This is a genomic window from Rhodobacter capsulatus (genome assembly GCF_003254295.1).
In the GTDB taxonomy this organism is placed as follows: Bacteria; Pseudomonadota; Alphaproteobacteria; order Rhodobacterales; family Rhodobacteraceae; genus Rhodobacter; species Rhodobacter capsulatus.
Genome location: NZ_QKZO01000002.1, coordinates 183,792 through 207,355 on the forward strand (window position 1 = coordinate 183,792; position 23,564 = coordinate 207,355).

Consider the following 23,564-nt stretch of genomic DNA (forward strand, 5'->3'; position numbering starts at 1 on the left):
CATGGCCGTTGACGCAACCGCCCGCGTGCATGTCTCCTCGGTGATCGAGCCGGGGGCGGTGATCGGCCCGGGCTGCCAGATCGGCCCGTTCTGCCACATCGGCCCCGAGGTCGTGCTGGCCGAGGGGGTGGAGCTGAAAAGCCATGTGGTGATCGCCGGCGCGACCGAGATCGGCGCGGGCACCGTGGTCTTTCCCTTCGCCTCGCTGGGGCAGATCCCGCAGGATCTGAAATTCAAGGGCGAAAAGACCCGGCTGGTGATCGGTGCGCGCAACCGCATCCGCGAATATGTGACGATGAACTGCGGCACCGAGGGCGGCGGCGGCGTGACCCGGGTCGGCGACGACGGGCTGTTCATGGCCAATGCCCATGTCGCGCATGACGTGCAGATCGGCAACCGGGTCATTCTGGTGAATTCGGTCGCCATCGCGGGCCATTGCGTGATCGAAGACGATGTGATCGTTGGCGGGCTTTCGGGCGTGCATCAATGGGTGCGCATCGGCCATGGCGCGATCATCGGTGCTTTGTCGATGGTGGCTTCGGATGTGATCCCGCATGCGCTGGTGGCGGGGCCGCGCGCGGGGCTTGAGGGGCTGAACCTTGTCGGGCTCAAACGCCGCGGTGTCGAACGTTCCGAAATTTCAGCATTGCGCGAACTTTACATGGCGCTTGGCGAGGGCAATTTCCGCGAACAGGCCCGCAAGCTCTCGGAAGAGGGGACGGAGAGCCGCCACGTTCGCGAAGTGCTTGATTTCATCCTCGGTCCCTCGGACCGCAGCTTCCTGACGCCGCGATGAGCGTGGGATCTGAAACCGCGCTGATCGCCGGGGGCGGCGCGCTGCCCGGGCTGCTGCTGCAAGCCGCGCCCGGGATGCTGGTCTGCGCGCTTGAAGGCCAGCCCGCTCCGGGCGGATCGGTGCTGCCGTTCCGCATCGAACGGCTGGTGCCGTTCCTCGACGCGCTGACGGATCGCGGCATCCGGCGTGTCTGTTTCGCGGGCGCGATGCAACGCCCGAAGCTGGAGCCCGAGCTTTTCGACGCCCGCACCGCCGCGCTGGTGCCGCGGCTTGTGGGCGCGATGCAAGCGGGCGATGATGCGACGCTGCGCGCGGTGATCGCGCTTTTCGAGGAATGGGAGTTCGAGGTGATCGGCGCCGACCGGGTCGCCCCGGGTCTTGTGCCGGGCGACGGGCTTTTGTGCGGCACGGTCGGCGATCAGGACCAGCTGGATGCTGCGCGCGCAGCAGAGATCGTCGCGGCCTTGGGCGCGGTCGATGTCGGGCAGGGCGCGGTCGTGGCGCGCGGTCTCTGCCTTGGGGTCGAGGCGCTTCCGGGCACCGATGCGCTGCTGGATTTCGTCGCCGCGCATCGCGGGCTGGTGCCGCTGCCGAAGGCGGGCGTCTTCTTCAAGGCGCCGAAACCGGGGCAGGATCGCCGCATCGACCTGCCCGCGCTCGGTCCGCAGACCGTGGCCAAGGTCGCCGCGGCCGGTCTTTCCGGCATCGTTTTCGAAGCGGGGGGCGTGCTGCTTCTGGACCGCGCGGCGACGATCGCGGCCGCCGAAGCGGCGGGGATCTTCCTTTGGGGGCGCTCTCCGTGAAGCTTTTCCTCGTCGCCGGCGAAGCCTCTGGCGACAAGCTTGGCGCGGCGCTGATGGCGGCGCTGACCGACCTTGTTCCCGGTGTGACTTTCGTGGGCATCGGCGGGCCGCAGATGGAAGCCCTTGGCCTGCAAAGCCTTTTCCCGATGGAAGAGCTGTCGGTGATGGGCCTTCTGGAAGTGCTGCCGAAATATCGCCAGCTGAAACGCCGCATTGCCGAGACGGCAGAGGCGGTGCTGAAGACGGCACCCGACGCGCTCATCACCATCGACAGCCCGGATTTCTGCCTGCGCGTGGCGCGGATCGTCAAGGCGGCGCGCCCGGCGCAAAAGACCGTGCATTACGTCGCCCCCTCGGTCTGGGCCTGGCGTCCCGGTCGCGCGGCGAAGATGGCCGAGGTGATCGACCACGTTCTGGCGCTTTTGCCCTTCGAGCCGCCCTATATGACCGCCGCGGGGATGAGCTGCGATTTCGTCGGCCATCCGGTCGTGGCCGAGCCGCGGGCCCCGGCCGCCGAAGCCGCCGCGCTGCGCCAGACCCTGATGATCGGCCCGGATCAGCCGGTGCTGCTGTGTCTGCCCGGCTCGCGCCGCGGCGAGGTGAAGCGGCTGATGCCACGCTTTGCCGCGACCGTTGCTGCGCTGCGGCGAGATCTGCCCGGGCTGCGCGTGCTCATTCCCACCGTGCGCGGCGTGGCGCCTTTGGTGCGCAAGCTGGCCTGTCGCTGGGACGAGGTGCCGAATGTGATTTCGGACCCGGCCGAAAAGCGCGCCGCCTTTGCCACGGCCAATCTGGCGCTTGCGGCCTCGGGCACGGTCAGTCTGGAACTGGCGGCGAACCGGGTGCCGATGGTGATCGGCTACCGGATGAACTGGCTCACCTGGCACATCACGAAACGCGCGATGCTGATCGACACGGTGACGCTGGTGAACCTTGTGTCCGAAACCCGGGCCGTGCCGGAATTCCTGGGCCCGGCCTGTCGGCCGAAACCCATGGCGCGGGCCTTGCAGGAATTGCTGCAAGATCCGCAACGCCGCGCGGAACAGGTTTCCGCAATGGAAACAACGATGCAGCGGCTGGGCGAGGGCGGCGAGGCCCCGGGCCTGCGCGCCGCGCGATCGGTTCTTTCCTTCCTTCAAAGGGGCTGAAGCACGACCCCTTCGGCCTGCAATTTGCTGCGCAGCAATTTCGCCATTTCAAGAGCTTGCGGCGTGTCGCCATGCAGGCAGACAGTGTCGATCCGCGCCGGGATGCGATGGCCGCTGGCGGAAAGGATCGCGCCCGCGTGCAGCATCGCCAGAATCCGCGCCGCGGCCTCCTCGGCGTCATGCAGCACCGCGCCCGGAAGCGACCGATCGAGCAGCGTTGCATCGTCGTTATAGGCGCGGTCGGCGAAAATCTCGCCCGCCCAATCGGCGGTCAGATCCCGCGCCGCAGTCTCTTGCGCGGTGGCCGAAAGCACCATCAGCTTCAGATCCGGCACGACGGAAAGCGCTGCCGCATAGCAGGTGCGGGCCAGATCGGCATCTTCGGACGCCATATTGGAGAGCGCCCCGTGCAGCTTGAAATGCCGCAATTTCAAGCCCTTGGCCTGCGCCACGGCGGCCATTGCGCCGGTCTGATACGCGATCAGATCGACCAGCTCGGGTTTCGACAGCGCCATCCGCGTGCGGCCGAAATGCGCCCGGTCGTCAAAGCCCGGATGCACGCCGAGGCCGACGCCTTTCGCGGCGGCCAGCGCCATCACCCGCGCCATTTCCAGCGGCCCGCCCGCATGCAGCCCGCAGCAGATATTGGCCGAGGTCACGACGTCCAGCAGCGCCGCATCCGCGCCCGCCCCTTCGCCCATGTCGGAATTGAGATCAAGTTTCATGCGTCCTCCTCGTCGCCGCGGATCATGCCCGAGATCAGCTGATAGGCCAAAAGATCGGTCATGTCGCGCGGATCGCGGGTCAGCGGGCGGAGCAGGCGGCGGATCTGCGCCAGCCAGAGCGCCTCGGGCGGCGAGGCGGTCTCGGCGGCATCGAGCGGGATTTCGACCAGCCTCAGGGCGGTTCCGGGGCGCGCCTGCGCGGCGCGGGGCAGATCAAGCGGGATCACCGTTCCAAGGCGCGGATAGCCACCGATGGTCTGGCAATCGGCGAGCAGCACAACCGCTTGTCCCGTCCCGGTCATCTGGATGTCGCCCGGGCCGATGAAATCCGAGAGCAAGCCCGAGGTTTCGGTGGCAAAAGCGGCCCCGTCTTGCAGCAGCGCCAGCCCCTGACGGCTGGCCGGACCGGCGCGGAAGCGGGTTGCAAAGGCGCGGGTCCGCGTTTCGGTGTCGAAAAGCGCGGTCTGCGGCCCCGCGATCACCCGCAGCGCGCCGCCGGTGAACCGGTCCTCCGGCGGCAGATGCTGCGGCGCGGCATCGGGGGCCGGATCGGCGCCGAAGGGCAGGCGCAGGCCCGCGTGAACCGGCGTGCCCAGCCCCGCCGCGGCAAGGGTGGCGCGGGCGCCGAGCGTTTCGGGTGTCAAAAGCCCGCCCGCGAGCGACAGATAGCCGTAAACGCCGCTCTCGCCAGGGCGCAGATCCAGGCATTCGCCGGGCGCGAGCAGATGGGAGGCGTTCCAGATCAGGGGTTTGCCATCGCGGCTGGCCTGCATCGGCGCGCCGGTGAGCGCAATGCGGCTGGGGGCGGTGACGCGAAACCGCCCGCCCGTCAGCGGCAGTTCCAGCGCGGCTTGCGGGCCGGATTGGCCCAGAAGGGCCGCGGCTTCCCAGAGCGCACGCCGGTCGGCGGCGCCCCCGGTCGACAGACCGAATGCGGTGTAGCCCGGCCGCCCCAGATCCTGCACCGAAATTCCGGGACCGGCGGAAATTACTTCCAGATATCCCGTCATTTCGGAAAACTCCGAATTGCACCCCCCAAAGGATCGCCTTTTTCGATCAGCATGGCGATGTTTTCGGCACTTGTCGGGGTGAATCGCAGAAAATCGCCCGGGCGCAGCAGGAAGGGCTCGGCGGCCTCGGCGGCAAAGGGACGAAAGGCGGTGCGGCCCAGCGCCCGCCATCCGGTGGGCGAGGGCGCGGCGAACAGCACGATCTGGCAGAGCGCGGTGGTGATCGTGCCCGCCGCGACCCGTGGTGTCAGCGCGGGCAGGCGGGGCATCTGCCAATGGTCGGGCAGGGTGCCCAAGTAAGGCTGGCCGGGCGCGAAGCCCAGCGCCAGAACCCGCAAGTTCGTTGCGCAAAGCTCTGAAATCAGGGTGGTTTCGCTGCGACCGGCAAGGGCTGCGGCCGCGGCCAGCTGCGGGCCTTCCACGCCGCCGAAACAGGCGGGCACCAGCCAATGCCGCGCAGCATCTTCCGGCGCCGCCGCATGGTCGAGACGGTCGCGCACCGCGCCAACGATGGCCGCGCGCGTCGTTTTCAGCCGGTCGAAGCGCAACAGGGCCGATCCCAGACCCGGCGCAACCTCGGTTTGTCCGGGCAGCGGATCGGCCGAAAGCGCCGCGGCAAGCCGCTGCGCCGCGGTGTTGGCGGCCTCCGACCAGGTGGTGGAAAAGCGCACCAGCAGGGCATCAAGGCCAAGCGGCAGGATCTCGGGCAGGCTCATTCGGCATCCAGCGGCAGCACGTCGACCGCCTGCCGCGTCTTGGCCCGGCCGGCCGTGCGCAAGGCGCCGCGGATCGGCGCCACGTCGTCGTAATCGCGCCCGATCGCGACGGTGACGAAATCCACCCCGGCGGTCTGGTCATTCGTCGGATCGAATTCGATCCAGCCCATTTCGCGCCCGACCCAGGCCCGCACCCAGGCGTGCATCGCATCCGCGCCCTCCAGCCGCGGCTGCCCGGGCGGCGGAAACGTGCGCAGAAAACCAGAGACATAGCCCGCGGGAATGCCGATGCCGCGCAGGGCGGCGATCATCACATGGGTGAAATCCTGACAGACGCCGCGGCCGCGGGCAAAGGCCTCGCGCGGGGGGGTGTCGACCGTCGTCGCCTCGGCGTCGAAGGTCATGTGCCGGTGCAGCGCATGGCCCACCGCGGCGATGGCGGCAGCGGCGGTCATCGTGCGGCTGGTCGCGGCGCGGGCAAAGGCGGTGATCTCGGGGCAGGGCACGACGCGCGGCGAGGCGCCCAGAAAATGATGCGGGGCGGTGGCGGCCAGTGTCGTCTCGGCCGCGACCTCGGCGCCAAGTTTCAGCAGCGACGGCGAAAGATCCAGCGGCACGGGCTGCGCCAGCCGTTCGATCCTTGCGGAAAGTTCGAACCGCACATCGGCGACGGGGCGGTGCCAGACCACCGAAGTCACCGCATTGCCGAAGAAATCCAGCCCCTCGCGGCGCTCGTCCGGGGCCGGGTCCAGCGTCAGCCGCCGCGCCACCACCCGCTGCGCTCCGGCAATGTCGGGCGGCAGCAGCCGCGCCAGATTGCGCAGATGGTCCGAGGGCGCGGCGTAATCGTAGTCGATGGCCAGTTTGATGTCGTAGCGCATGACCTACCCCAGATAGCTTTGCGTCACCAGGTTCGAAATTTCCGCCACCTCGGCGCGCAGCGTGAACAGCCGGTGCGTGGTGATGTCTTCGGGTGCGGCGACCGAGAGCAGGCTTTCGATCGGCACGATCGCCCGCGAAAGCGCCGCCAGCCGCCCGTTGTCGCGCGCATGCGGCAGATCGGCGGCCAAGGCCCGCATCCGCGCGATCTGAAACAGGATCGAGCGCGGGTTGTCGCCGTCCAGCGCCAGCAGATCCACCACCGTCTCGCGCGAGCGTTCCATGCGGTAGCGGCGCTGATGCGTGATCACGCTGTCGGCCACCTCGATCGCGATATCCAGACAGCCCGAGGGCGCCTTGGCATCGGCGAAAGTGGCCAGAACCGCCGCCAGCGCATCGGTGCGTTCCAGCGCGCGGCCAAAGGACAGAAAGGTCCAGCCGGAAAACCGATACATGTTTTCATGCACGAGGCCGGAAAAGCCGGTGATCTTGCGCAGCAGCACCGACATCGCGCGGGCGGCATCGTCGCCCGGTTTCGCGGTCTGGCTCATCGACCTTGCCGTGCGGGCAAGGTCCGCCAGCGCCGCCCAGCCGTCGGTCGAAAACCGGTCGCGGACCTTGGCGGCGCAACCGCGGGCGGCCTCGATCCGGTCGATCAGCGCGCCGGGCACCGGCTGGGTCGTGGTGATGCCATAGCCCGCAAGGAAGCCGCGCAAAAGCCGCAGCCGCGCGTCCTCGGCATTGTCGGTGGCGGCCAGGCGCAGGTGATAGGCGCGAATGAGCCGGATCGCGTCCTCGGTGCGTTCGACATAGCGGCCCAGCCAGTACAGATTGTCGGCCGAGCGCGCGGGCAGGATGCCGGGACTGGCCCGGCGCACGCCCTTTTCCGGCCGCGGCAAAAGGCTGTCTTGCCGCACCGGGCGGTCGGCGACGACCCAGACATCGGCCACCGCCCCGCCGCGCTGCATCGCCAGCGCGGTCGTGTCGCCAGATCGCCCGATGCGGGCATAGCCGCCCTTCATGAAGGTCCAGTTGCCGGTCGCATCGCGGGCGGCAAAGACCCGCACCGTCATCGGCCGCGGCTCGATCCGGTTCGCGCCGGTGCCGCTTTCGACCCAGGCGGGGGTGGTGGACAGCGTCACCGCCTCCTGTCCGACCAGCATCTGCCCCTCGGCCTCCAGCCAGTCGGAAATCGACGCCCGGGCCGTGCCGCGCAGGGTGCCGCCCAGCGCCGTCGCCGCGCCCAGATCGAAGGGCAGATCGCAGGCATAGGCCGAGCCGATCATCATCCGCTCGGCATGGTCGCGCACGAAGGCGCGTTCCTCGGCGCCGCCGCACCACCAGGTGGCGATATTGGGGATCTTCAGCGGCTGGCCGCGCAGCACCTCGCAGATGCGCGGCAGAAAGGCCATCATCGCCCGCATCTCCATCACGCCCGAGCCAAGCGCATTCACCAGCGCCAGATTGCCCGCGCGGATTGCCTCGACCAGACCCGGGGTGCCGATCTGGCTCGTGGCGTCCAGTTCCACCGGATCGGCAAAGGCCGCGTCGATGCGCCGCCACAGCACGCCAAGCGGCTGCGGCCCCTCGATCGTGCGGACCATCGCCTGGCCGTCCTGCACCAGCAGATCCTCGCCCTCGAGCAGCATCAGGCCCAGATAGCGGGCGATATAGGTGTGTTCGTAATAGGTGTCGTTCGAGGGGCCGGGCGTCAGGATCGCCGCGGCGCGTTCGCGCCCGCCCGGCGCCTGCGCCAGCCGCTCCAGCGCGGCGCGGAAGGTGCCGAAGAACCCGGCCAGCCGGTGGATATGGGCGCGCGGGAAGCGTTCGGGAAAGATCCGCCCGGTCGCCATGCGGTTTTCCAGCGCAAAGCCCGCCCCCGAGGGCGCCTGTGTGCGGTCGCCCAGCACGAACCAGCGCCCATCCGGGGCGCGGCCGATTTCAAAGGCCAGCACATGCAGGAAATGGCCGCCGCGCGGGGCAATGCCGACCATCGGGCGCAGCCATTGCCGTGATCCGGCGATCAGTTCCGCGGGCAGATGGCCCTCGCTCACCAGCCGCCCGGGGCCGTAAAGATCGGCCATGACGGCTTCCAGCAGATCCGCGCGCTGCCGCAGCCCGGCGCAGATCGTCTCCCATTCCGTTTCATGCAGGATCACCGGAACATGCGAAAGCGGCCATTCCCGTTCCGCCAGCGGATCGTTCGAATATTGCCGGAAGAAGACGCCTGCATCGCGCAGATATTGATCGGCGCGTTCGAACCGGGCGGTGATCTCGGCCGGGCTCAGCCGGGCGAAGCGCTCGACAAAGCGCTTCCAGACCGGGCGCATCTGCCCCCGCGCGTCGAACAATTCATCCGCCACCCCGGGCGAGAGCCGGTAATTGGCGAAAAGGTCATGCGCGGGGTGGGGCGGGGGCGTCTGGGTCATGGGGCACCGGGGCTTGAGCCTCACTCAAGCCCGATGGGACGGCGCAGGTCAAGGGTCAGCGGAAATTCCGGGTGCGGCGTCTCGGGGGCGGGGGCATAGGCGCCGGGGCTGTGGCCATGCGGCTCGAAGCGCGCCAGCCTGCGCGCCTCGGCCTCGTTGGCGTTGATGGGGAAGGTGTCGTAGCTGCGCCCGCCCGGATGGGCGACGTGATAGGTGCAGCCCGCCAAAGCCCGGCCCGACCAGCGGTCGTAGATGTCGAAGACCAAGGGCGTGTTCACCGGCAGCGTCGGATGCAGCGCCGCGGGCGGTTGCCAGGCCTTGAAGCGGACGCCTGCGACCGAGGTCCCCGCGGTGCCCGTGCGCGTCATCGGGACGGGTCTGCGGTTGCACATCACCGTATAACGGTCCTGATGCAGCGAGGTCAGCTTCACCTGCAACCGCTCGACCGAGCTGTCGGTATAGCGCACCGTGCCGCCGATCGCCCCGGTCTCGCCCAGCACATGCCAGGGTTCCAGCGCCTGGCGCAGTTCCAGATGCACCCCTTCGGCCTCGATCTGGCCGCAGAAGGGGAAGCGGAATTCCGATTGCGCCTCGAACCAGACCGGGTCGAAGTCAAAGCCATGCGCGCGCAGATCGGAGAGCAGGGCGAGCAGATCTTCCCAAAGGTAATGCGGCAGCATGAAGCGATCATGCAGCACCGTGCCCCAGCGGACGGGGCGGCCGGTGACGGGCGCGTTCCAGCAGCGCGCGATCAGCGCCCGGATCAGCAATTGCTGCGCCAAGGACATGCGCGGATGCGGCGGCATCTCGAAGCCGCGGAATTCGACCAGACCCAGACGGCCGGTGGGGCCATCGGGGGAATAGAGCTTGTCGATGCAGATCTCGGCGCGATGGGTGTTGCCGGTGACATCGATCAGCATGTTGCGCAGCAGCCGGTCCACCAGCCAGGGCGGCGGCAGGTTGCCGCCATGGACCGGATCACCGATCTGGGCGAGCGCGATTTCCAGCTCATACAAAGTGTCATGCCGCGCCTCGTCGATCCGCGGCGCCTGAGAGGTCGGCCCGATGAACAGTCCCGAGAAGAGGTAAGACAGGCAGGGGTGGCGCTGCCAGATCAGGATCAGCGATTTCAGAAGATCGGGGCGGCGCAGGAACGGGCTGTCATTCGGCGTCGCGCCGCCGACGACGACATGGTTGCCGCCGCCGGTGCCGGTGTGGCGGCCGTCGATCATGAACTTGTCGGCGCCAAGACGCGAGAGCCGGGCCTCGGCATAGATCGCCTCGGTCGTGGCGACGCAATCCTCCCAGCTGTGCGCGGGGTGGATGTTCACCTCGATCACGCCGGGATCGGGGGCGACGCGGATCACGTTGAGCCGTGGATCCTGCGGCGGCGCATAGCCCTCGATATGGATGGGCAGGTTCAGCTCGGCCGCCGTCGCCTCGGCGCTGGCGATCAGGTCAAGGTAATCTTCCAGCGTGTCGCAGGGCGGCATGAAGAGACAGAGCCGCCCGTCGCGCGGCTCGATCGCAATCGCCGTGCGCACCGCGCCCGTGGCCGGATCGGCGCCCTGTGCCAAAAGCGCCCCCCGCTCGGTCGGATCGCTCTCGGTCCGGGTCGATTTCTGCTGATGCTCGGGGCTGACCGCAGGCAGGAAGGCCGCCTGTTCACGGGCTTCCTCGGCGGCAAGCCGGTCGCTCTCGGCCTGGATCTTCGCGCGCCGTTCCGCAATGGCGGCGCTGAAATCCGGCAGCGGCCCGACCTCGACGGTCGGATCGGCGGGATAGGAATAGGGATAGGATTCGGGGGGCACATGGGGCAGCGCGCCGAGCGGCAGGCGGAACCCCACCGGGCTGTCGCCGGGCACCAGGAACAGATGCCCCCGCCGCGGCTTCCACAGTTCCGAGCGCCAGCGCCGCCCCTCGGCCCGGCCCTGCCAGGGCTGGATCGGCAGTACGAAGCCCGAGGGCTCAGTCAGGCCGCGGTTGAAGACGCGGGCATAACGGGCGCGGTCCTCGGGGTTCTTCAGCTTCGGGTTTTCCGGGCTGACATTCGGCGGCAGGTTCGCCTCTTTCAGGATCCATTCGCCCGGGTCCTCATAGGCGGGCTGGGCAAAGATCGGGTCAAGGCCCAGGTGCGTGGCAAAGCTTTCCATGAAGCGCCCGGCCTCGGCGGGGCCGACCCCCGTGGCGGCATTTTCCCGCGCGATCAGATCGGGGTTTTTCCAGACCGGCGCGCCGTCCTGGCGCCAGTACAGCGAAAAGGTCCAGCGCGGCAGGCTCTCGCCCGGATACCACTTGCCCTGCCCGTAATGCAGAAAGCCCCCCGGCGCGAAGCGGGCCTGCAAGCGGCGGATCAGATCATCGGCCAAGGCGCGCTTTTGCGGCCCGACGGCCTCGGTGTTCCATTCCGGCGTCTCGAAATCATCGACCGAAACAAAGGTCGGCTCCCCCCCCATGGTCAGCCGCACATCGCCCGCCCGCAAGGCGTCATCGACCCGGTGGCCCAGCGCATTCAGCCGCTCCCAGGCGGCGTCGGAAAAGGGCTTGGTGATGCGCGGATGTTCCGCCACCCGCTTGACCGTCATGTCAAAGGCAAAGCGCGTCTCGGGCGTGCCTGCGGCGGTGAAGCCCCCGGCGATCGGCGCGGCATTGCGGTAATGCGGCGTCGCGGCCAAGGGGATATGGCTTTCCCCCGCCAAAAGCCCCGAGGTCGGATCAAGCCCCACCCAGCCCGCGCCGGGCAGGAAAACCTCGACCCAGGCGTGCAGATCGGTGAAATCGACCTCGGTCCCCGAAGGACCATCGAGCGCCTTCACATCGGGGGCAAGCTGGATCAGATAGCCCGAGACGAAGCGGGCGGCAAAGCCCAGATGGCGAGCCACCTGCACCAGCAGCCACGAGCTGTCGCGGCACGAGCCGGAGGCCAGCCCCAGCGTCTCGTCGGGCGTCTGCACCCCGGGCTCCATCCGGATCGTGTAGCGGATTTCCCGCGCGATACGGGCGTTCAGCGCCACCAGAAAATCGACGGTGCGGGTCTGGGTGAAATCCACCGTGCCGATGAACCGCGCCAGCCGCGGCCCCTCGGGCTCGGGCGTGCGGTAGATCGAGAGATCGTCGCGCAGGTCTTCGGGATAGTCAAAGGGCCAGGTCTCGGCGGTTTCTTCCAAAAAGAAATCGAACGGGTTGTAGACCGTCATGTCGGCGACCAGATCGACCTCGATCTTGAACTCGGTCACCGGCTCGGGAAAGACGAAGCGGGCCAGCCAGTTGCCATAGGGGTCCTGCTGGTGGTTCACGAAATGGTCGCCGGGCGAAACCTTGAGGCTGTGCGAAATCACCCGCGTGCGAGAGTGTGGGGCGGGGCGCAGCCGGATGATCTGCGGCCCCAACGTCACCGGCCGGTCGTAGACATAATGCGTCAGGTGATGGATGGATGCGTGGATCGCCATGGTCTTCCCCCCGTGTTGCCCCGACTGTAGGAAGCCGGGCGGAGGATGCCATGGGAAACCGGCCCCGGCCGCGGGGCGGGCGGCGTTTTCCGGGCAACTGCCTGAAAATTGGGCGCCGCGCGTCTTGCACCAAGGTCGAATAGGCAGCCTGTCCCGGCTCAAGCACAGTTGCGACATGATCCGGTTCCTGCTTCTTTGGCTGGCCTTCGCGACCCCGCTTTGCGCGGAGGTGCTGACGCGCGATGCGCTTTCCGCGCTGATCCTGGCGCCCTATGAACTGGGGGAGCCGGTGAATGACAAGGGCGTCTGGACGCTTTTGAATTCGGGCGGGGGCGAGGCGGGATTTGTCTTTGAAACCGAACCCCTGGCGCCCTTGCCCGGGTTTTCCGGCGCGCCCGTCGACCTGCTTGTCCTGCTTGACCGCGAGGGGCGGTTCATCGACGTGCGGCTGCTGCGGCAAAACGAGCCGATCTTCGTGTCGGGTCTGGGCGAGGCGCCGTTCCGGGCTTTTCTGGAACAATATCGCGGCCATGCGATCACCGAGCCGCTGGTCGTCGGCACGCCCTATGGCGCGGGGGGCACGGCCTCGGACAATGTCTATCTTGATGGGGTGACGAAGGCGACGGCCTCGGTGCGGATCGCGCATGACTCGATCCTGGCGGCGACGCTGGCGGTCGCGCGCGACAAGATGCAGGGCGTGGCGGCAGGCCCCGCGCCAAGGCCAGATCTTGCGCATGACGAGGCCCTGTCGTGGAAAGATCTTCTGGATCAGGGGCTTGTTGGCCGGTTGCAGGTGACCGGGGCGCAGCTTGACGCGGCCTTTGCGGGCACGAAATGGGCGCAGGACGGCGCGGGCACCGACCCTGACGCGCCTTTCATCGACCTTTACGCGATCGACCTTGGCCCGCCCGCGCTGGCCCGGGCGGTGCTGGCCCCCGAGACTTTGGCCGAGATCGCCCGCTTCACCGCCCGCGCCCCCGATGACGAATTGATCCTGCTGATCGAGGCGGGGCAGCATGGGCTGGTCTCCGACGCCTTCGTGCGCAACACCGCGCCCGACCGGCTGACGGCGGTGCAGGACGGCCTGCCGCTGGTCTTGCGCGATGCCGACATCCTGCCCGAACTGGCCGCCGCTCTGCCGCCCGAGTTGAGCGAGGCGACGAAGATGGTGGTGCGGCTCGACCGCCGTCTGGGCTTCGATCCGACCCGGCCGTGGGAGCTGCGGCTGCAGGCCGTGCGCGAACACGGGATGTTTCAGGCCGAGGTCGGCTCGGCGCATTTTCCGCTCACGCTGCAGACGCCCGAGCGGTTTTTCCTGCGTCCCGCCGCGCCCGACCGGCTCAGCCCCTTTCACGTGGCGCTGCGCCATCGCGCCGCCGATCTTTGGGCGCTGGGCGGGTTTCTGGCGCTGTTGATGGTGGCGCTTTTTGCGCAATCGCGGCTGGCGGGGCTGCGCGCCTTCACCCCGGTGCGGCTGGGCATCCTGTCCGTCGTCATCGGCTTTGTCGGCTTCTGGGGACAGGGGCAGCTTTCCATCGTCACGGTGATGGCCGTCGCGCGCGGGCTGGTTGCGGGCGGGCTTGACGTGCTGCTTTATGATCCTTTCGGGCTGGCGGTCTGGGCGGCGGCGGGGATCGGCTTTCTGCTCTGGGGGCGGGGGTTCTTTTGCGGCTGGCTTTGCCCCTTTGGCGCGGTGCAGGAATTCGCCCATCACGCCGGGCGGCTGTTGCGCCTGCCGCAGATCGAGCCGCCCGCAAGCCTCGCCCGGGCGCTGCTCTGGACTGGTCCGATTGCTGCAACTGGACTTATCGCTGTGGCCTTCCTTGCCCCCCAACATGCGGAAGCGGCGGCGGAAATCGAGCCCTTCAAGACCGCGATCACGATGCATTTCGACCGCAACTGGCCCTATCTGATCTGGGCGATTGGCTGGATCGCGGTGTCGATGGTCTGGTTCAAGGGCTTTTGCCGCTCGCTCTGCCCCTTGGGCGCGGTGATGCGGCTTGGGGGGCTGATGCGGCTGCGCGCCTTCATCCCGCGGCGTGCGGACTGCGGCAAACCCTGCCAGCTGTGCCGCGTGCGCTGCGCCTATGGCGCGATCAAGCGCACCGGCGAGATCCGCTATTCAGAGTGTTTCCAGTGTCTTGACTGCGTTGCGATCCATGACGACAAAAGCCGCTGCGTGCCCCTGGTGCTCGCGGCGAAACGAAAGGCTCGGGCATGAAGCGGCGGCGGTTTCTGCAGATCGTGGCGGGGGCGGCGCTGATCGCCCAAGGCGCGCGGGCCGAGACCTGGACGGGCCGGGCCTTTGGCGCCGATCTGCGGATCACCGCGCCCGGCGCCCTGCCGCTGGCCGAGATCCACGCCGAGATCGCCGCGATCGAGGCGACGTTTTCGCTTTACGCCGACAGCGAATTGACCCGGCTGAATGCGACCGGCCGCGCTTCGGGCTCGGACCGGATGCGGTCCGTGCTGGCGGTGGCCCGGCGCGTGCATGACCTGACGCGCGGGGCGTTCGATCCGACGGTGCAGCCGCTTTGGCTTGCGCTGGCCGAGGGCCGCGATCCGCTGTTGCCGCGCGCGGCAATCGGCCTGCATCGGGTGCAGATCGGGCGGGACATCGTGCTTGCGCGCGGGCAGGCGCTGACGCTGAACGGCATCGCGCAGGGCCATGGCGCCGATGCGGTGGCCGGGATCTGTGCCCGGGCGGGACTGGGCGACTGTCTGATCGACATGGGCGAGTATCGCGCCCTGGGCGGGCCGTTCCGGCTGGGCATCGCAGACCCCGAAGCCGGGCTGGTGGCAACGCGGATGCTGACGGACGGGGCGATGGCGACATCCTCGCCCGCCGCGATGGCCTTTCCGGGCGGCAGCCATATCCTTGGCCCGCATGGACAAATTCCGCGCTTCTCGACGGTGACGGTGGCGGGCGCCAGTGCCACGCTCTGCGATGCCGCCTCGACGGCCTTCGTGCTGATGCAGCGCGACGAGATCATCGCGGCGGCGCAAAGGCTGCGGCTGCGCGCGGTGACGGCGGTGGATTTTCAGGGCAATTTCGAGACGCTGGTCTAACGCGCCGGCGCCTCGAAGCTGATCCTGTGATCGGCGAAGATCTGCGCGATCCGGCCATCGGCCAGCGCCGCGGCGATCGCATCGTCGACCGCATAGCCAAGGTCGCGATGCTGAAAGGACAGCGCCAGCCCCAGCGTCCAGCTGGGCCGTGCGAGCCCCAGCAGCGGCGGCGTGTGCACCCCGATGCCGGGGGCAAGATGGGCCTCAAGCTCGGCGCGCGGCCCCATCGCCGCGCTGACCTGATGTGCCGCAAGCCCCGCCATCGCCGCGCCCGTGGTTCTGTAGCGATGCACCTTGTCCGCCGCCGCCCCATGCGCCAGCGAGGTCAGGAAGAAATCCGAAAGCGAGTCATTCTCGACCCCCACCGGATCGTAGCGAAACACCGCAGGCACCGGCGCTTTGTCCGGATAGCTGGCCTTGTCATAGGCGATCGCCAGCCGCTCGGTCGCATATTGGCCGGTGAAGACGACCTGATCGAAGCGGCACGCGTAATCGACGTCATAGGGCACATGGCCCATGAGATCAGAGACATGCCCGCCCACCGCCGCGCCGCGATAGACATAGTTCAGCAGATCGGCATCGAGCGTCTCGCCCGGTTGCACCAGCCGGATCCGCGCCACCACCCCCAGATCGGCGGCGATCAGCCGGGCGATCTCGACATCGATGCCCTGCGGCCGACCGCCCTCCGCCCAGGACCAGGGCTTGTAGTTCTCATACAGCGCCACCTCGATCCAGCCGTCCTCGCGGATGCGGTCCAGGCTGCGGCCGATGTCCTGCGCGGGGCTGTTTTGCAGCTTCTGTTCGGGGGGCAGCCCCTCGCAGGCGGCCAGCGCAGCCAGCGGCGCCAGAGCGGCAAGCCCGCAGAGCAAAACCAGGGTCCAGATCCGCGCCGACAGGGTCATTTCGCCGCCGACAGGCCCAGCGTCAGCAACTCGGCCGCGTGCTTGAAACTGGCCTTGTCCGCGCTCAGCACCTCGGCGGCGCGGCTGACCGTGCTGTCGGCCACCGGCGCCCCGGAAAAGGTCTTCACCCCGGAATTGATCTGTTGCAGCTCTTCCTTGACCGCCACGCCATCCGCCGTGCCCGCCTCCAGATCGGCGACGATCGCCCGCAGCCGGTCAGTGTGGCTGTCAAGCGCCCCGTCCTCGGGCCGGGTCTCGATATAGGTGCGGATCGCCCAGCCCGCCTTTTGCCCCAGCACCGGGCCAAAGGCGGGCATCTTCGTCGTGCCGTCCTGGGTGTAGCCGTGCTGGAACCGCTCGGCGAACCATTCATCGCCATATTCCTCGGCCTCGAGAAAGCGCAGATCCGGCGCCAGCCCCCCCGAAACCGCGCCCAGCCCATGGCAGCGCGCGCAATTCTGGTTGAAGCCGGAATCGCCGATCTTCACCGCCGCCTTCCAGACCTCCTCGCCCGCCGTGTCGGCGCGATAGGGGTTTTCGGTCAGCCATTCCTCGCCCACCTCGGGCAGGGCATCGGTGTTCACCGGCTGCGGCGCCACATCGCCATGCGCCAGAAGCGGCCCCGGAAGACCGGCCAGCAGCAGGGCCGCAAGGAAACGGCGGTTGCGGACGTCGAGCATCTCTCTCTCCCTAACGATCGGTGCTGCCAAGGTGGTAACGGCGCGGGCCTGTCCGCGGCCATTCGACCTTGGTCGGGGGGGGCGGGGTCTGCCGCGATCCTGCCCCAGCCGCGGTCGGGGGCGTATTGGCCATTGGTCTAATAGGAAGGCCGGGGGGGCGCGGTTAGCCTTTGCGCACCGAATGAGGGAGGAGACGATGATCAGAATGACGCGCCGGGCCGCGCTGGCCTCGGGCCTTGCGGCGATGCTGGCCGGGGCCGCCCCCGCGCGGGCGCAGGATCTGCCGGTGCTGACCGTGGCGGCGCTGGAAGGCGGCACGGTGAGCTGGGAACTCGACACGATCCGGCATTACGGTCTGGACACCGCGAACGGGTTCCGGCTGCAGGTGCTGGCCGTCGCGGGCAACCCCGCGGCCGAGGTGGCGTTGCAGGGGGGCGCGGCCGAGGCGATCGTGACCGACTGGTTCTGGGTCGCGCGGATGCGCGCCGCGGGCAGGGATTTCACCTTCATCCCCTATTCGCGCGCGGTCGGCGGGCTTTTGGTCAGGCCGCAAGCGGGGATCGTCGATCTGACGGATCTGAAAGGGAAAAAGATCGGCATCGCGGGCGGGCCGCTGGACAAGAGCTGGCTGATCCTGCGCGCCTATGCGCGCCAGAAATACGGCATGGATCTGGCGAAGGAGACCGAGCAGGTCTTCGGCGCGCCGCCCTTGATCATGGAGGCCGCGCTTTCGGGCGAGGTCGATGCGGCGATCAACTTCTGGCATTTCGGCGCCAAGATGCAGGCGCGGGGGATGGAGACGCTGGTCTCGACCGCGGACGCGGCGACGGCGCTGGGGCTGGACCCGGAAACGCCGCTTCTGGGCTATGTCTTCTCGGAGCAGCTCGCGCAGGACAAGCCCGCCGCGGTGGCCGGTCTGCGCGCGGCTTCAAAGGCGGCCAAGGCGCTTCTGGCCAGCGATGACGCGGCCTTTGCCCGGCTGCGCGCGATCATGAATGCGACATCCGATGCGCAATATCTGGCGCTGGTGGCGGGCTATCGGGCGGGCATCCCGACCGATGCGCCGGTCGATGCGGCCGCGGCCGACAAGATGCTGAAGCTGATGGCCGGGATCGGCGGCGAGGAGCTTCTGGGCCCGGTCCGGGATCTGCCCCCGGGCACATTCCTGGCGAACTGATGGTCAGCATGGCGCGCAAGCCGCAACCCGTCGCGGGGGGGGCGATCATCGCCCCTTCTGCCATGCCGGGCGGGCGGGAATGGCGCGCGGTCGGGCGCACGGCGGTTTCGATCCTGGCGGCGCTGCTGCTTTGGGCGGCGATCGCGGCGGTGCTGGGCGATCCGTCCCATGCGCCCGGGCCGCAGCAGGTGCTGCCGCAGCTGGCCGAGGGGCTGGTCTCGGGGCGGATGCTGCCCGATCTGGGCGCGACGCTGGCGCGGGTGGGGGCGTCCTTCGCTCTGGCGATGCTGGCGGGGACGGTGCTGGGCATCGTGCTGGGCCTGTCGCGGCGGGTGAACGACTGGTTCGACCCCTGGCTGACGATCTGGAACAACATCCCGGCGCTGGTGCTGATCGTGCTGTGTTACCTCTGGATCGGGCTGAACGAGACCGCGGCGATCACCGCCGTCGCCTTGAACAAGGTGCCGCTGGTGGCGGTGATCCTGCGCGAGGGCGTGCGGGCGCGGGACCCGGCGCTGTCGGAAATGGCCCGTGTCTTCGGCATGGGATTTGTCGCGCGGCACCGCCATATCCTGATCCCGCAGCTGATGCCGCATCTGATCGCCGCGGCGCGGGCGGGGCTTTCGCTGATCTGGAAGGTCGTGCTGGTGGTCGAATTTCTGGGCCGCTCGAACGGGATCGGCTTTCGCATCCATCTGAATTTCCAGATGTTCGACATTGCCGGGGTGCTCGCCTGGGCGGCGGCTTTCGTCTGCGTGATGCTGGCCGTCGAATGGCTGATCCTGGCGCCGCTTTCGGGGCGGGCGAACCGCTGGAGACGGGAATGATCGCGCTTGATCTGACGGAAAAGCGCTTTGGCGCGACGGTCATTCTGGGCGCGCTGCGCCTGCGGGTCGAGCCGGGCGAGGTGCTGGGGATTGCCGGGCCCTCCGGCTCTGGCAAATCGACGCTGCTGCGCATCCTGGCCGGGGTGGACACGCGGTTTCGCGGCACGTTGCAGGGGCCAAGCCGCCGCGCGATGGTGTTTCAGGAGCCCAATCTGATGCCCTGGCGGCGGGTGGTGGACAATATCATCCTGCCGACCGGGGTCGATGCGGCAACCGCCGAGGCCTGGCTTTCCCGCGTCGGTCTGGCGGGCTATGGCGCGCATTGGCCGGGGCAGCTGTCGCTGGGTCAGGCGCGCCGGGTGGGGCTGGCGCGGGCCTTTGCGGCGCGGCCCGAGCTGCTCATTCTGGACGAGCCTTTCGTGTCGCTTGATGCGGGCCGGGTCGAGGAACTGCTCGAGCTGACGGCGGATCTGATCGCCGAGACGCGCCCGGCGGTGGTGCTGGCCTCGCATGCGGCGCTGGAGTTGGACCGGCTGGCCACGCGCCGCGCGCGGCTCTCGGGCCGTCCGGCGCGGCTGAGCGAGGGGTGACGATCTGGCCAAGGCCATCGCCTTGGCCCTGCGGAACAGATGCCCCAAGACCGCCCAGGGCCCAAAGGCCCTCGGGCAGCGCCCGCCCCGCCCATGGCGGGCGCTTCTCGCCCGCCGGGCCGGGCGCTGCCCTCTGACATTGCTTGCGGAAGCGGTCTTGTCGCGGGCGTGGCGCTGGCGGGCGGGGAAAGGCGATGCCTTTCCTGATCCGCCCGATCCGGGCCTACTCCCCCTTCGGCCGCCGTGTCCGCGCCGGTTCATAGCCCCAAAGCGCCAGCGCGAAGAACACCGCCGTCGCCCCCGCCGTCACCGCCAGCGACAGCGCATTGCCTTGCAGATAAAGCGAAAACCGGATCAGCTCGACCGCATGGGTGAAGGGGTTGAGACGGCAGATCCAGGCCAGCGCGGGCGAGGCCTCCTGCATCTTCCAGATCGGGTAAAGCGCCGAGGACAGGAAGAACATCGGGAAGATCACGAAATTCATCACCCCGGCGAAATTTTCCAGCTGCCGGACCCGGGCGGACAGAAGCAGGCCAAGCGACCCCAGCATCAGCCCCGAAAGAAGCAGCGCGGGCACGGCGGCCAGATAGCCGAGCGGCGGCAGATGGATGCCATAAGCCCAGCCCACGCCCAGAAAGACCGCCACCTGCACCAGCCCGACCAGCGCCCCCGCCAGCAGCTTCGTGCCCAGAAGGAACCAGCGCGGCCAGGGCGCCGTCAGCATCAGCCGCATCGTGCCGCTTTCGCGGTCATTGACCAGCGAAAGCGCGCTTTGCATGGCGGAAAACAGCAGGATCATCCCGCACAGCCCCGGCGCGATATAGGTTTCATAGGTGATATAGGTGCGATAGGGCGGAATGATCGACATCCCCAAAGCGGCGCGAAAGCCCGCGGCAAAGACGAAAAGCCACACCAGCGGGCGCACCAGCGCCGCCAGAAAGCGTTCTCGCTGGCTCAGGAACCGGGCCAGTTCGCGCGCCATGATGGCGCCTGCGGCGCGCAGGGCTCTGGTAGTGGCGGCCCTCATGCTACGGCTCCGGTCCGGGCCAGAAACCAGTCGGGCAGGGGTGTGGCGCCCCGCAAGCCGCCGACCGCGCCCGCGGCGGCGACGCGGCCGCGATGCAACAGCACCATGTCGTCGCTGTCGCGCAATTCATCGACCAGATGCGTCGCCCAAACCACGCTGATGCCGGTTGCGGCCAGATCATGCACATGCGCGGTGATCGCGGCGCGGGCGGGCGCATCCAGCCCCACCGTCGGCTCGTCGAGCAGCAAAAGCCGCGGCCGGTGGATCAGCGCGCGGGCAATCTCCATCCGCCGCCGGTGCCCGCCATTGAGCCTGCCGACTTTTTCCCCCGCCCGTTCCGCCATGCCAAGCCGGGTCAGGGCTTCCTCGATCCGGGCCTCGGTCTCGGGGCGCGTCAGCCCCTGCAGCGCCGCGAAATAGCGCAGGTTCGCCGCCACCGTCCGGTCCAGATCCTGCGTGGGCTGCTGGAACACCACCCCGATCCCGGCCAACGCCGCGCGCGGGGCGCGGCCCATGTCCACCCCCGCGACGCTCACCACGCCGGGGCGCGGCCGGATCAGCCCGGTCAAGACCGCCATCAAGGTTGATTTGCCCGCCCCGTTCGGGCCCAGAAGCGCGCAAAAGCGCCCCGCGGGCAGGGTGAAGCTGACGGCGTCAAGCGCGGTCTTCGCGCCCCAGCGATGGCTCAGCCCCGCGACGGCAAGGGCGGGCTCAGTCAATGGTGATCGCCAGACGCTGATCGGACCCTTTTGCCCCCGGGATTTCAAGCACATAAGACCCGGGCTTCACCGCGACGAAGCCGATTTCCATCGTGCCCGCCTGATCGAATTCGATCGAATGCAGCCCCATCGGGCGGATTTCCAGCCCCTCGATCACCACCTCGTCGACCCAGATCGCGCGGAAGAAATCGCCGCCCGAAAGCCCGATCTCGCCCGAGCCGTCGGCGGTGATCTCGACCTCGTAATAGCGGCCCGATTTCAGCGCCCAGGGCCCGCCCAAGGGCTCGCCGACCGAAAGCATCACCTCGGGCAGGGTCTGTTTGTTCGGCCCCGCCAGAAGGCCTGCGGGGGCGTCATCATCTTCGGCCAAGGCCGGGGTGGCCAAGGCAAGGGCGAGCAGCAGCGGGAAAAGGCGCATGGGAACTCCTATTGCGGGGTGGGGCGGGCGGCGGCCCCCCAGGGGAAGCGGCCGACCTTGATCGTGGCAAGGGGCTCTAGCGTGGCGAGGTCGATCACCGTCACATCGCCTGAAACCCCGTTCGTGGTGAAAAGCCGGGTCTGATCGGGCGAAAGCGCCATGTGCCAGACGCGGCGGCCGACCATGATGTAGCGCTCGACCTGCAGGGTCTTGGCATCGACCACGGCCAGATGGTTGGCGGGGCCGAGCGCCACGAAAACCCGGGCGGCATCGGGCGAGAACCTCATCCCCACGGGTTGCAGCTTTTCCGCCCGCACGCCCGGAATTTCAAAGGAAATCTTGCCCTTCTCGGTCTGTGTTGCGGCATCGAACACCGTCACCGTGCCGCCGATTTCGGAACTGACCCAAAGTTCCGCGCCATCGGGAGAAAATTCGGCGTGCCGCGGGCGGCTGTCGACCAGCGTGTTCGCGACGATCCGATGCGTCGCCGTGTCGATCCAATGCGCCATGTTGGTGGTTTCCGAGGTCGTCACCTGCAGCTTGCCGTCGGGGGAAATCCCCATCCCCTCGGGCTCGACGCCGACATCGATCTGCGCCACCACAGAGCGGCTTTGCGTGTCGACGACGGTGGTGATCGCGTCATCCTCGTTCGCGATGTACAAAAGCCGGTCATCGGGGGCGAGCACGAATTGCTCGGGGTCCTCGCCCGAGGGCAGGTCATGCAGGATCGCCCCGGTGTCCGGGTCCATCACCTGCACCGCGTCGCTGTCCGAGGCGCAGATGTAAAGCCGCTTGAAATCGCGCGAAAAGGTGATGCCGCGCGGGCGTTCGCCGGTGGGGTAGGTGGCCTTGACGGCCAGCGTCGCCACGTCGATCACGCTCACCGTGTCGTCGGATTCGTTCGTCACCCAGATTTCATCGGCCATCGCGGGCGTGGCGAGCAAGGTGGTCAGCAAAAGGGCGCGGATCATAGATTGGCTCCGAAGGCTTTGCACAGGGTTTCGGGGCGGTCGGTGCCCAGCGTGTCAAGTTCGTTCGTCTGGTGCAGGAAGCCTTCCAGCGGGGCCATCGCCACCACGGCGCGCTCGGTCACCAGCGGCATCGGCTGGCGCATCTGCCCGTCCCAGGGGCGGAAGCTGACCGGCTGGCCGAGGAAGGCGGCGATCCGCGCCTTGTCCGAAAGCAGGAAGCTGCGCAGGTCCGCGGGATCGGCGGTCCCTGTGCGGGTGCGCGCATCCGAAATCGCGGCGATGGCGGCCCAGGCCGAGAAATCCGCGTCCTGCATCGGGCGGCTTGCGGTCTGGCGAAAGCGCACTTGCAGCTGTGCTGCGCCGTAGTCTTCGACCACCTCGGTCCAGCCTTTCGCACTCAGCCCCTCGGAGCCCGCGACGGGGCGCGGCAACCAGGTGTTGAAGGGGATGTAGCGGGCGAAATCGCCGCGTTCGTCGGCCACAAGCAGCAGGTCATGTTCGGGCAGATCTTGCGTGAAGAGCGGCACCTCGGCCGCGCCGGACCGGCGCATGTCGGCAGTGAGCGGCCAGTCCTTTTCGCCCGCAAGCGTCAGGCCGAATTTCGCCAGGCTGGTTTTCAGCGCCGCGGCAAAGGCGCGGTCCTCGGGCTGCGGGCCGGTGATCAGCGCAAGGCTTTGCCAGCGTTTCGCCCGCAATTGCTGCGCCAGCGCATCGGTGCGCATCGCGGTCGAGGGCAGCGTGTGCAGCACATTCGCCCGGCAGTCCTCGTTGCGCAGCCGCGGCTCGGGGGCGCCGGTGTTGAAGATCAGCGCCCCCGCGGCCTCTGGCAGATCGGCGAGCGCGAGCAGATCGGCGGCTGGCGCGCGCACGATCAGCACCCGGGCGCCCGTGGCCAGAACGCGTTTCGCGGCGGCCAGAAAGTCCTCCTCGGGGGCTACAACAGTTTCGTGCAACGCCCAGTCGATCTTGAGGAATTTTCCCGTCGTCGCGATATCGGCCAGGCTGAGCCGCGCCCCTGCAAGGCCCAGATCGGCCGGATCGCCGGTCAGGTTCGACAGCACCGGCGGCGGCGTCAGCTGCCGTTCCAGCCAGTCCAGCCGGACCGTCTCGGCAGCAAGCGGCGTGCAGGCCAGCATCAAGGCTGCGGATAGGACAAGGTTTTTCATGGTTTCCCCCCGGGTCTCAGGCTTCCCGCCCCGGCGCGCGGGCGCAATACGACCAAGGTCTAA

The 23,564-nt window shown here is 68.5% G+C and carries 21 protein-coding genes; 8 read left to right on the plus strand and 13 right to left on the minus strand.

Annotation, left to right across the window (positions count from 1 at the left end):
- Window position 1: 1 nt before the first annotated feature.
- The 3 genes from lpxA to lpxB are packed head-to-tail and all read left to right on the plus strand — an operon-like array spanning window position 2 to window position 2,747.
- On the plus strand, window positions 2-796 hold the full coding sequence (gene lpxA / locus LY44_RS03285; RefSeq protein ID WP_055208632.1) for an acyl-ACP--UDP-N-acetylglucosamine O-acyltransferase: 795 nt from the start codon (window positions 2-4) through the stop codon (window positions 794-796).
- On the plus strand, window positions 793-1,599 hold the full coding sequence (locus LY44_RS03290) for an LpxI family protein (protein WP_055208630.1): 807 nt from the start codon (window positions 793-795) through the stop codon (window positions 1,597-1,599). The genes lpxA and LY44_RS03290 overlap by 4 nt, the downstream gene beginning before the upstream one ends.
- Window positions 1,596-2,747, plus strand: a complete 1,152-nt coding sequence (lpxB, locus tag LY44_RS03295) for a lipid-A-disaccharide synthase (protein ID WP_055208628.1) — start codon at window positions 1,596-1,598, stop codon at window positions 2,745-2,747. Before LY44_RS03290 ends, lpxB begins: the two co-directional genes overlap by 4 nt.
- Here lpxB and LY44_RS03300 read toward each other — a convergent pair.
- From LY44_RS03300 to LY44_RS03325, 6 genes are read right to left on the minus strand one after another with little or no spacing between them, the layout of a single operon-like run.
- Window positions 2,735-3,472, minus strand: coding sequence for a LamB/YcsF family protein (locus LY44_RS03300; RefSeq protein ID WP_055208626.1), 738 nt, complete (start codon window positions 3,470-3,472; stop codon window positions 2,735-2,737). The genes lpxB and LY44_RS03300 overlap by 13 nt on opposite strands.
- On the minus strand, window positions 3,469-4,482 hold the full coding sequence (locus LY44_RS03305) for a 5-oxoprolinase subunit C family protein (RefSeq protein ID WP_055208624.1): 1,014 nt from the start codon (window positions 4,480-4,482) through the stop codon (window positions 3,469-3,471). The genes LY44_RS03300 and LY44_RS03305 overlap by 4 nt, the downstream gene beginning before the upstream one ends.
- Complete coding sequence (locus tag LY44_RS03310; protein WP_055208622.1) at window positions 4,479-5,198, minus strand: 5-oxoprolinase subunit B family protein; 720 nt, start codon at window positions 5,196-5,198, stop codon at window positions 4,479-4,481. The genes LY44_RS03305 and LY44_RS03310 overlap by 4 nt, the downstream gene beginning before the upstream one ends.
- Entirely contained in the window at window positions 5,195-6,079 is an 885-nt protein-coding gene (locus LY44_RS03315) for a transglutaminase family protein (RefSeq protein WP_055208620.1), read from the minus strand. The genes LY44_RS03310 and LY44_RS03315 overlap by 4 nt, the downstream gene beginning before the upstream one ends.
- Before the next feature lie 3 nt (window positions 6,080-6,082).
- Window positions 6,083-8,506: a circularly permuted type 2 ATP-grasp protein gene (locus LY44_RS03320; RefSeq protein WP_055208618.1), complete on the minus strand. Its 2,424-nt coding sequence runs from the start codon at window positions 8,504-8,506 to the stop codon at window positions 6,083-6,085.
- 20 nt (window positions 8,507-8,526) lie between these two features.
- A complete protein-coding gene (locus tag LY44_RS03325) occupies window positions 8,527-11,955 on the minus strand; it encodes a transglutaminase family protein (protein WP_055208616.1) in 3,429 nt (1,142 codons plus the stop codon).
- Between the two features lie 175 nt (window positions 11,956-12,130).
- Between LY44_RS03325 and LY44_RS03330 the strand changes: the two genes are divergently transcribed.
- Together LY44_RS03330 and LY44_RS03335 are read left to right on the plus strand one after the other, a co-directional pair.
- A complete protein-coding gene (locus LY44_RS03330) occupies window positions 12,131-14,176 on the plus strand; it encodes a 4Fe-4S binding protein (RefSeq protein ID WP_055208614.1) in 2,046 nt (681 codons plus the stop codon).
- Window positions 14,173-15,024: an FAD:protein FMN transferase gene (locus tag LY44_RS03335; RefSeq protein ID WP_055208612.1), complete on the plus strand. Its 852-nt coding sequence runs from the start codon at window positions 14,173-14,175 to the stop codon at window positions 15,022-15,024. Before LY44_RS03330 ends, LY44_RS03335 begins: the two co-directional genes overlap by 4 nt.
- Here LY44_RS03335 and LY44_RS03340 read toward each other — a convergent pair.
- Together LY44_RS03340 and pedF are read right to left on the minus strand one after the other, a co-directional pair.
- Window positions 15,021-15,926: a substrate-binding periplasmic protein gene (locus tag LY44_RS03340; RefSeq protein ID WP_055208610.1), complete on the minus strand. Its 906-nt coding sequence runs from the start codon at window positions 15,924-15,926 to the stop codon at window positions 15,021-15,023. The two genes, LY44_RS03335 and LY44_RS03340, sit on opposite strands and share 4 nt — an antisense overlap.
- Window positions 15,923-16,606, minus strand: a complete 684-nt coding sequence (gene pedF / locus LY44_RS03345; protein ID WP_055208608.1) for a cytochrome c-550 PedF — start codon at window positions 16,604-16,606, stop codon at window positions 15,923-15,925. The genes LY44_RS03340 and pedF overlap by 4 nt, the downstream gene beginning before the upstream one ends.
- A 196-nt stretch (window positions 16,607-16,802) precedes the next feature.
- Between pedF and LY44_RS03350 the strand changes: the two genes are divergently transcribed.
- From LY44_RS03350 to LY44_RS03360, 3 genes are read left to right on the plus strand one after another with little or no spacing between them, the layout of a single operon-like run.
- Window positions 16,803-17,783 carry an ABC transporter substrate-binding protein gene (locus tag LY44_RS03350; RefSeq protein WP_055208606.1) on the plus strand — a complete coding sequence of 327 codons (981 nt, stop codon included), beginning with the start codon at window positions 16,803-16,805 and terminating at the stop codon, window positions 17,781-17,783.
- Window positions 17,783-18,610, plus strand: coding sequence for an ABC transporter permease (locus LY44_RS03355; RefSeq protein ID WP_317617992.1), 828 nt, complete (start codon window positions 17,783-17,785; stop codon window positions 18,608-18,610). Before LY44_RS03350 ends, LY44_RS03355 begins: the two co-directional genes overlap by 1 nt.
- Window positions 18,607-19,200 (plus strand): ATP-binding cassette domain-containing protein, encoded by a 594-nt coding sequence (locus LY44_RS03360; RefSeq protein ID WP_055208605.1) that lies wholly within the window; start codon window positions 18,607-18,609, stop codon window positions 19,198-19,200. The genes LY44_RS03355 and LY44_RS03360 overlap by 4 nt, the downstream gene beginning before the upstream one ends.
- A gap of 223 nt (window positions 19,201-19,423) precedes the next feature.
- Here LY44_RS03360 and LY44_RS03365 read toward each other — a convergent pair whose 3' ends face one another.
- From LY44_RS03365 to LY44_RS03385, 5 genes are read right to left on the minus strand one after another with little or no spacing between them, the layout of a single operon-like run.
- Window positions 19,424-20,227, minus strand: a complete 804-nt coding sequence (locus LY44_RS03365) for an ABC transporter permease (RefSeq protein WP_055208603.1) — start codon at window positions 20,225-20,227, stop codon at window positions 19,424-19,426.
- Complete coding sequence (locus LY44_RS03370; protein WP_055208601.1) at window positions 20,224-20,946, minus strand: ABC transporter ATP-binding protein; 723 nt, start codon at window positions 20,944-20,946, stop codon at window positions 20,224-20,226. Before LY44_RS03370 ends, LY44_RS03365 begins: the two co-directional genes overlap by 4 nt.
- Window positions 20,939-21,364, minus strand: coding sequence for a cupredoxin domain-containing protein (locus tag LY44_RS03375; RefSeq protein WP_055208599.1), 426 nt, complete (start codon window positions 21,362-21,364; stop codon window positions 20,939-20,941). Before LY44_RS03375 ends, LY44_RS03370 begins: the two co-directional genes overlap by 8 nt.
- Before the next feature lie 8 nt (window positions 21,365-21,372).
- Window positions 21,373-22,335 (minus strand): YVTN family beta-propeller repeat protein, encoded by a 963-nt coding sequence (locus LY44_RS03380; protein ID WP_055208597.1) that lies wholly within the window; start codon window positions 22,333-22,335, stop codon window positions 21,373-21,375.
- A complete protein-coding gene (locus LY44_RS03385; RefSeq protein ID WP_055208595.1) occupies window positions 22,332-23,501 on the minus strand; it encodes an ABC transporter substrate-binding protein in 1,170 nt (389 codons plus the stop codon). Before LY44_RS03385 ends, LY44_RS03380 begins: the two co-directional genes overlap by 4 nt.
- Window positions 23,502-23,564: the final 63 nt, after the last annotated feature.

Bases quoted from the DNA above. Each gene is read 5' to 3' on its own strand.
- lpxA (WP_055208632.1), top strand. From the start codon at position 2: ATGGCCGTTGACGCAACCGCCCGCGTGCATGTCTCCTCGGTGATCGAG.
- LY44_RS03290 (WP_055208630.1), top strand. From the start codon at position 793: ATGAGCGTGGGATCTGAAACCGCGCTGATCGCCGGGGGCGGCGCGCTG.
- LY44_RS03300 (WP_055208626.1), bottom strand. From the start codon at position 3,472: ATGAAACTTGATCTCAATTCCGACATGGGCGAAGGGGCGGGCGCGGAT.
- LY44_RS03305 (WP_055208624.1), bottom strand. From the start codon at position 4,482: ATGACGGGATATCTGGAAGTAATTTCCGCCGGTCCCGGAATTTCGGTG.
- LY44_RS03310 (WP_055208622.1), bottom strand. From the start codon at position 5,198: ATGAGCCTGCCCGAGATCCTGCCGCTTGGCCTTGATGCCCTGCTGGTG.
- LY44_RS03315 (WP_055208620.1), bottom strand. From the start codon at position 6,079: ATGCGCTACGACATCAAACTGGCCATCGACTACGATTACGCCGCGCCC.
- LY44_RS03320 (WP_055208618.1), bottom strand. From the start codon at position 8,506: ATGACCCAGACGCCCCCGCCCCACCCCGCGCATGACCTTTTCGCCAAT.
- LY44_RS03325 (WP_055208616.1), bottom strand. From the start codon at position 11,955: ATGGCGATCCACGCATCCATCCATCACCTGACGCATTATGTCTACGAC.
- LY44_RS03330 (WP_055208614.1), top strand. From the start codon at position 12,131: ATGATCCGGTTCCTGCTTCTTTGGCTGGCCTTCGCGACCCCGCTTTGC.
- LY44_RS03335 (WP_055208612.1), top strand. From the start codon at position 14,173: ATGAAGCGGCGGCGGTTTCTGCAGATCGTGGCGGGGGCGGCGCTGATC.
- LY44_RS03340 (WP_055208610.1), bottom strand. From the start codon at position 15,926: ATGACCCTGTCGGCGCGGATCTGGACCCTGGTTTTGCTCTGCGGGCTT.
- pedF (WP_055208608.1), bottom strand. From the start codon at position 16,606: ATGCTCGACGTCCGCAACCGCCGTTTCCTTGCGGCCCTGCTGCTGGCC.
- LY44_RS03350 (WP_055208606.1), top strand. From the start codon at position 16,803: ATGATCAGAATGACGCGCCGGGCCGCGCTGGCCTCGGGCCTTGCGGCG.
- LY44_RS03355 (WP_317617992.1), top strand. From the start codon at position 17,783: ATGGTCAGCATGGCGCGCAAGCCGCAACCCGTCGCGGGGGGGGCGATC.
- LY44_RS03360 (WP_055208605.1), top strand. From the start codon at position 18,607: ATGATCGCGCTTGATCTGACGGAAAAGCGCTTTGGCGCGACGGTCATT.
- LY44_RS03365 (WP_055208603.1), bottom strand. From the start codon at position 20,227: ATGAGGGCCGCCACTACCAGAGCCCTGCGCGCCGCAGGCGCCATCATG.
- LY44_RS03375 (WP_055208599.1), bottom strand. From the start codon at position 21,364: ATGCGCCTTTTCCCGCTGCTGCTCGCCCTTGCCTTGGCCACCCCGGCC.
- LY44_RS03380 (WP_055208597.1), bottom strand. From the start codon at position 22,335: ATGATCCGCGCCCTTTTGCTGACCACCTTGCTCGCCACGCCCGCGATG.
- LY44_RS03385 (WP_055208595.1), bottom strand. From the start codon at position 23,501: ATGAAAAACCTTGTCCTATCCGCAGCCTTGATGCTGGCCTGCACGCCG.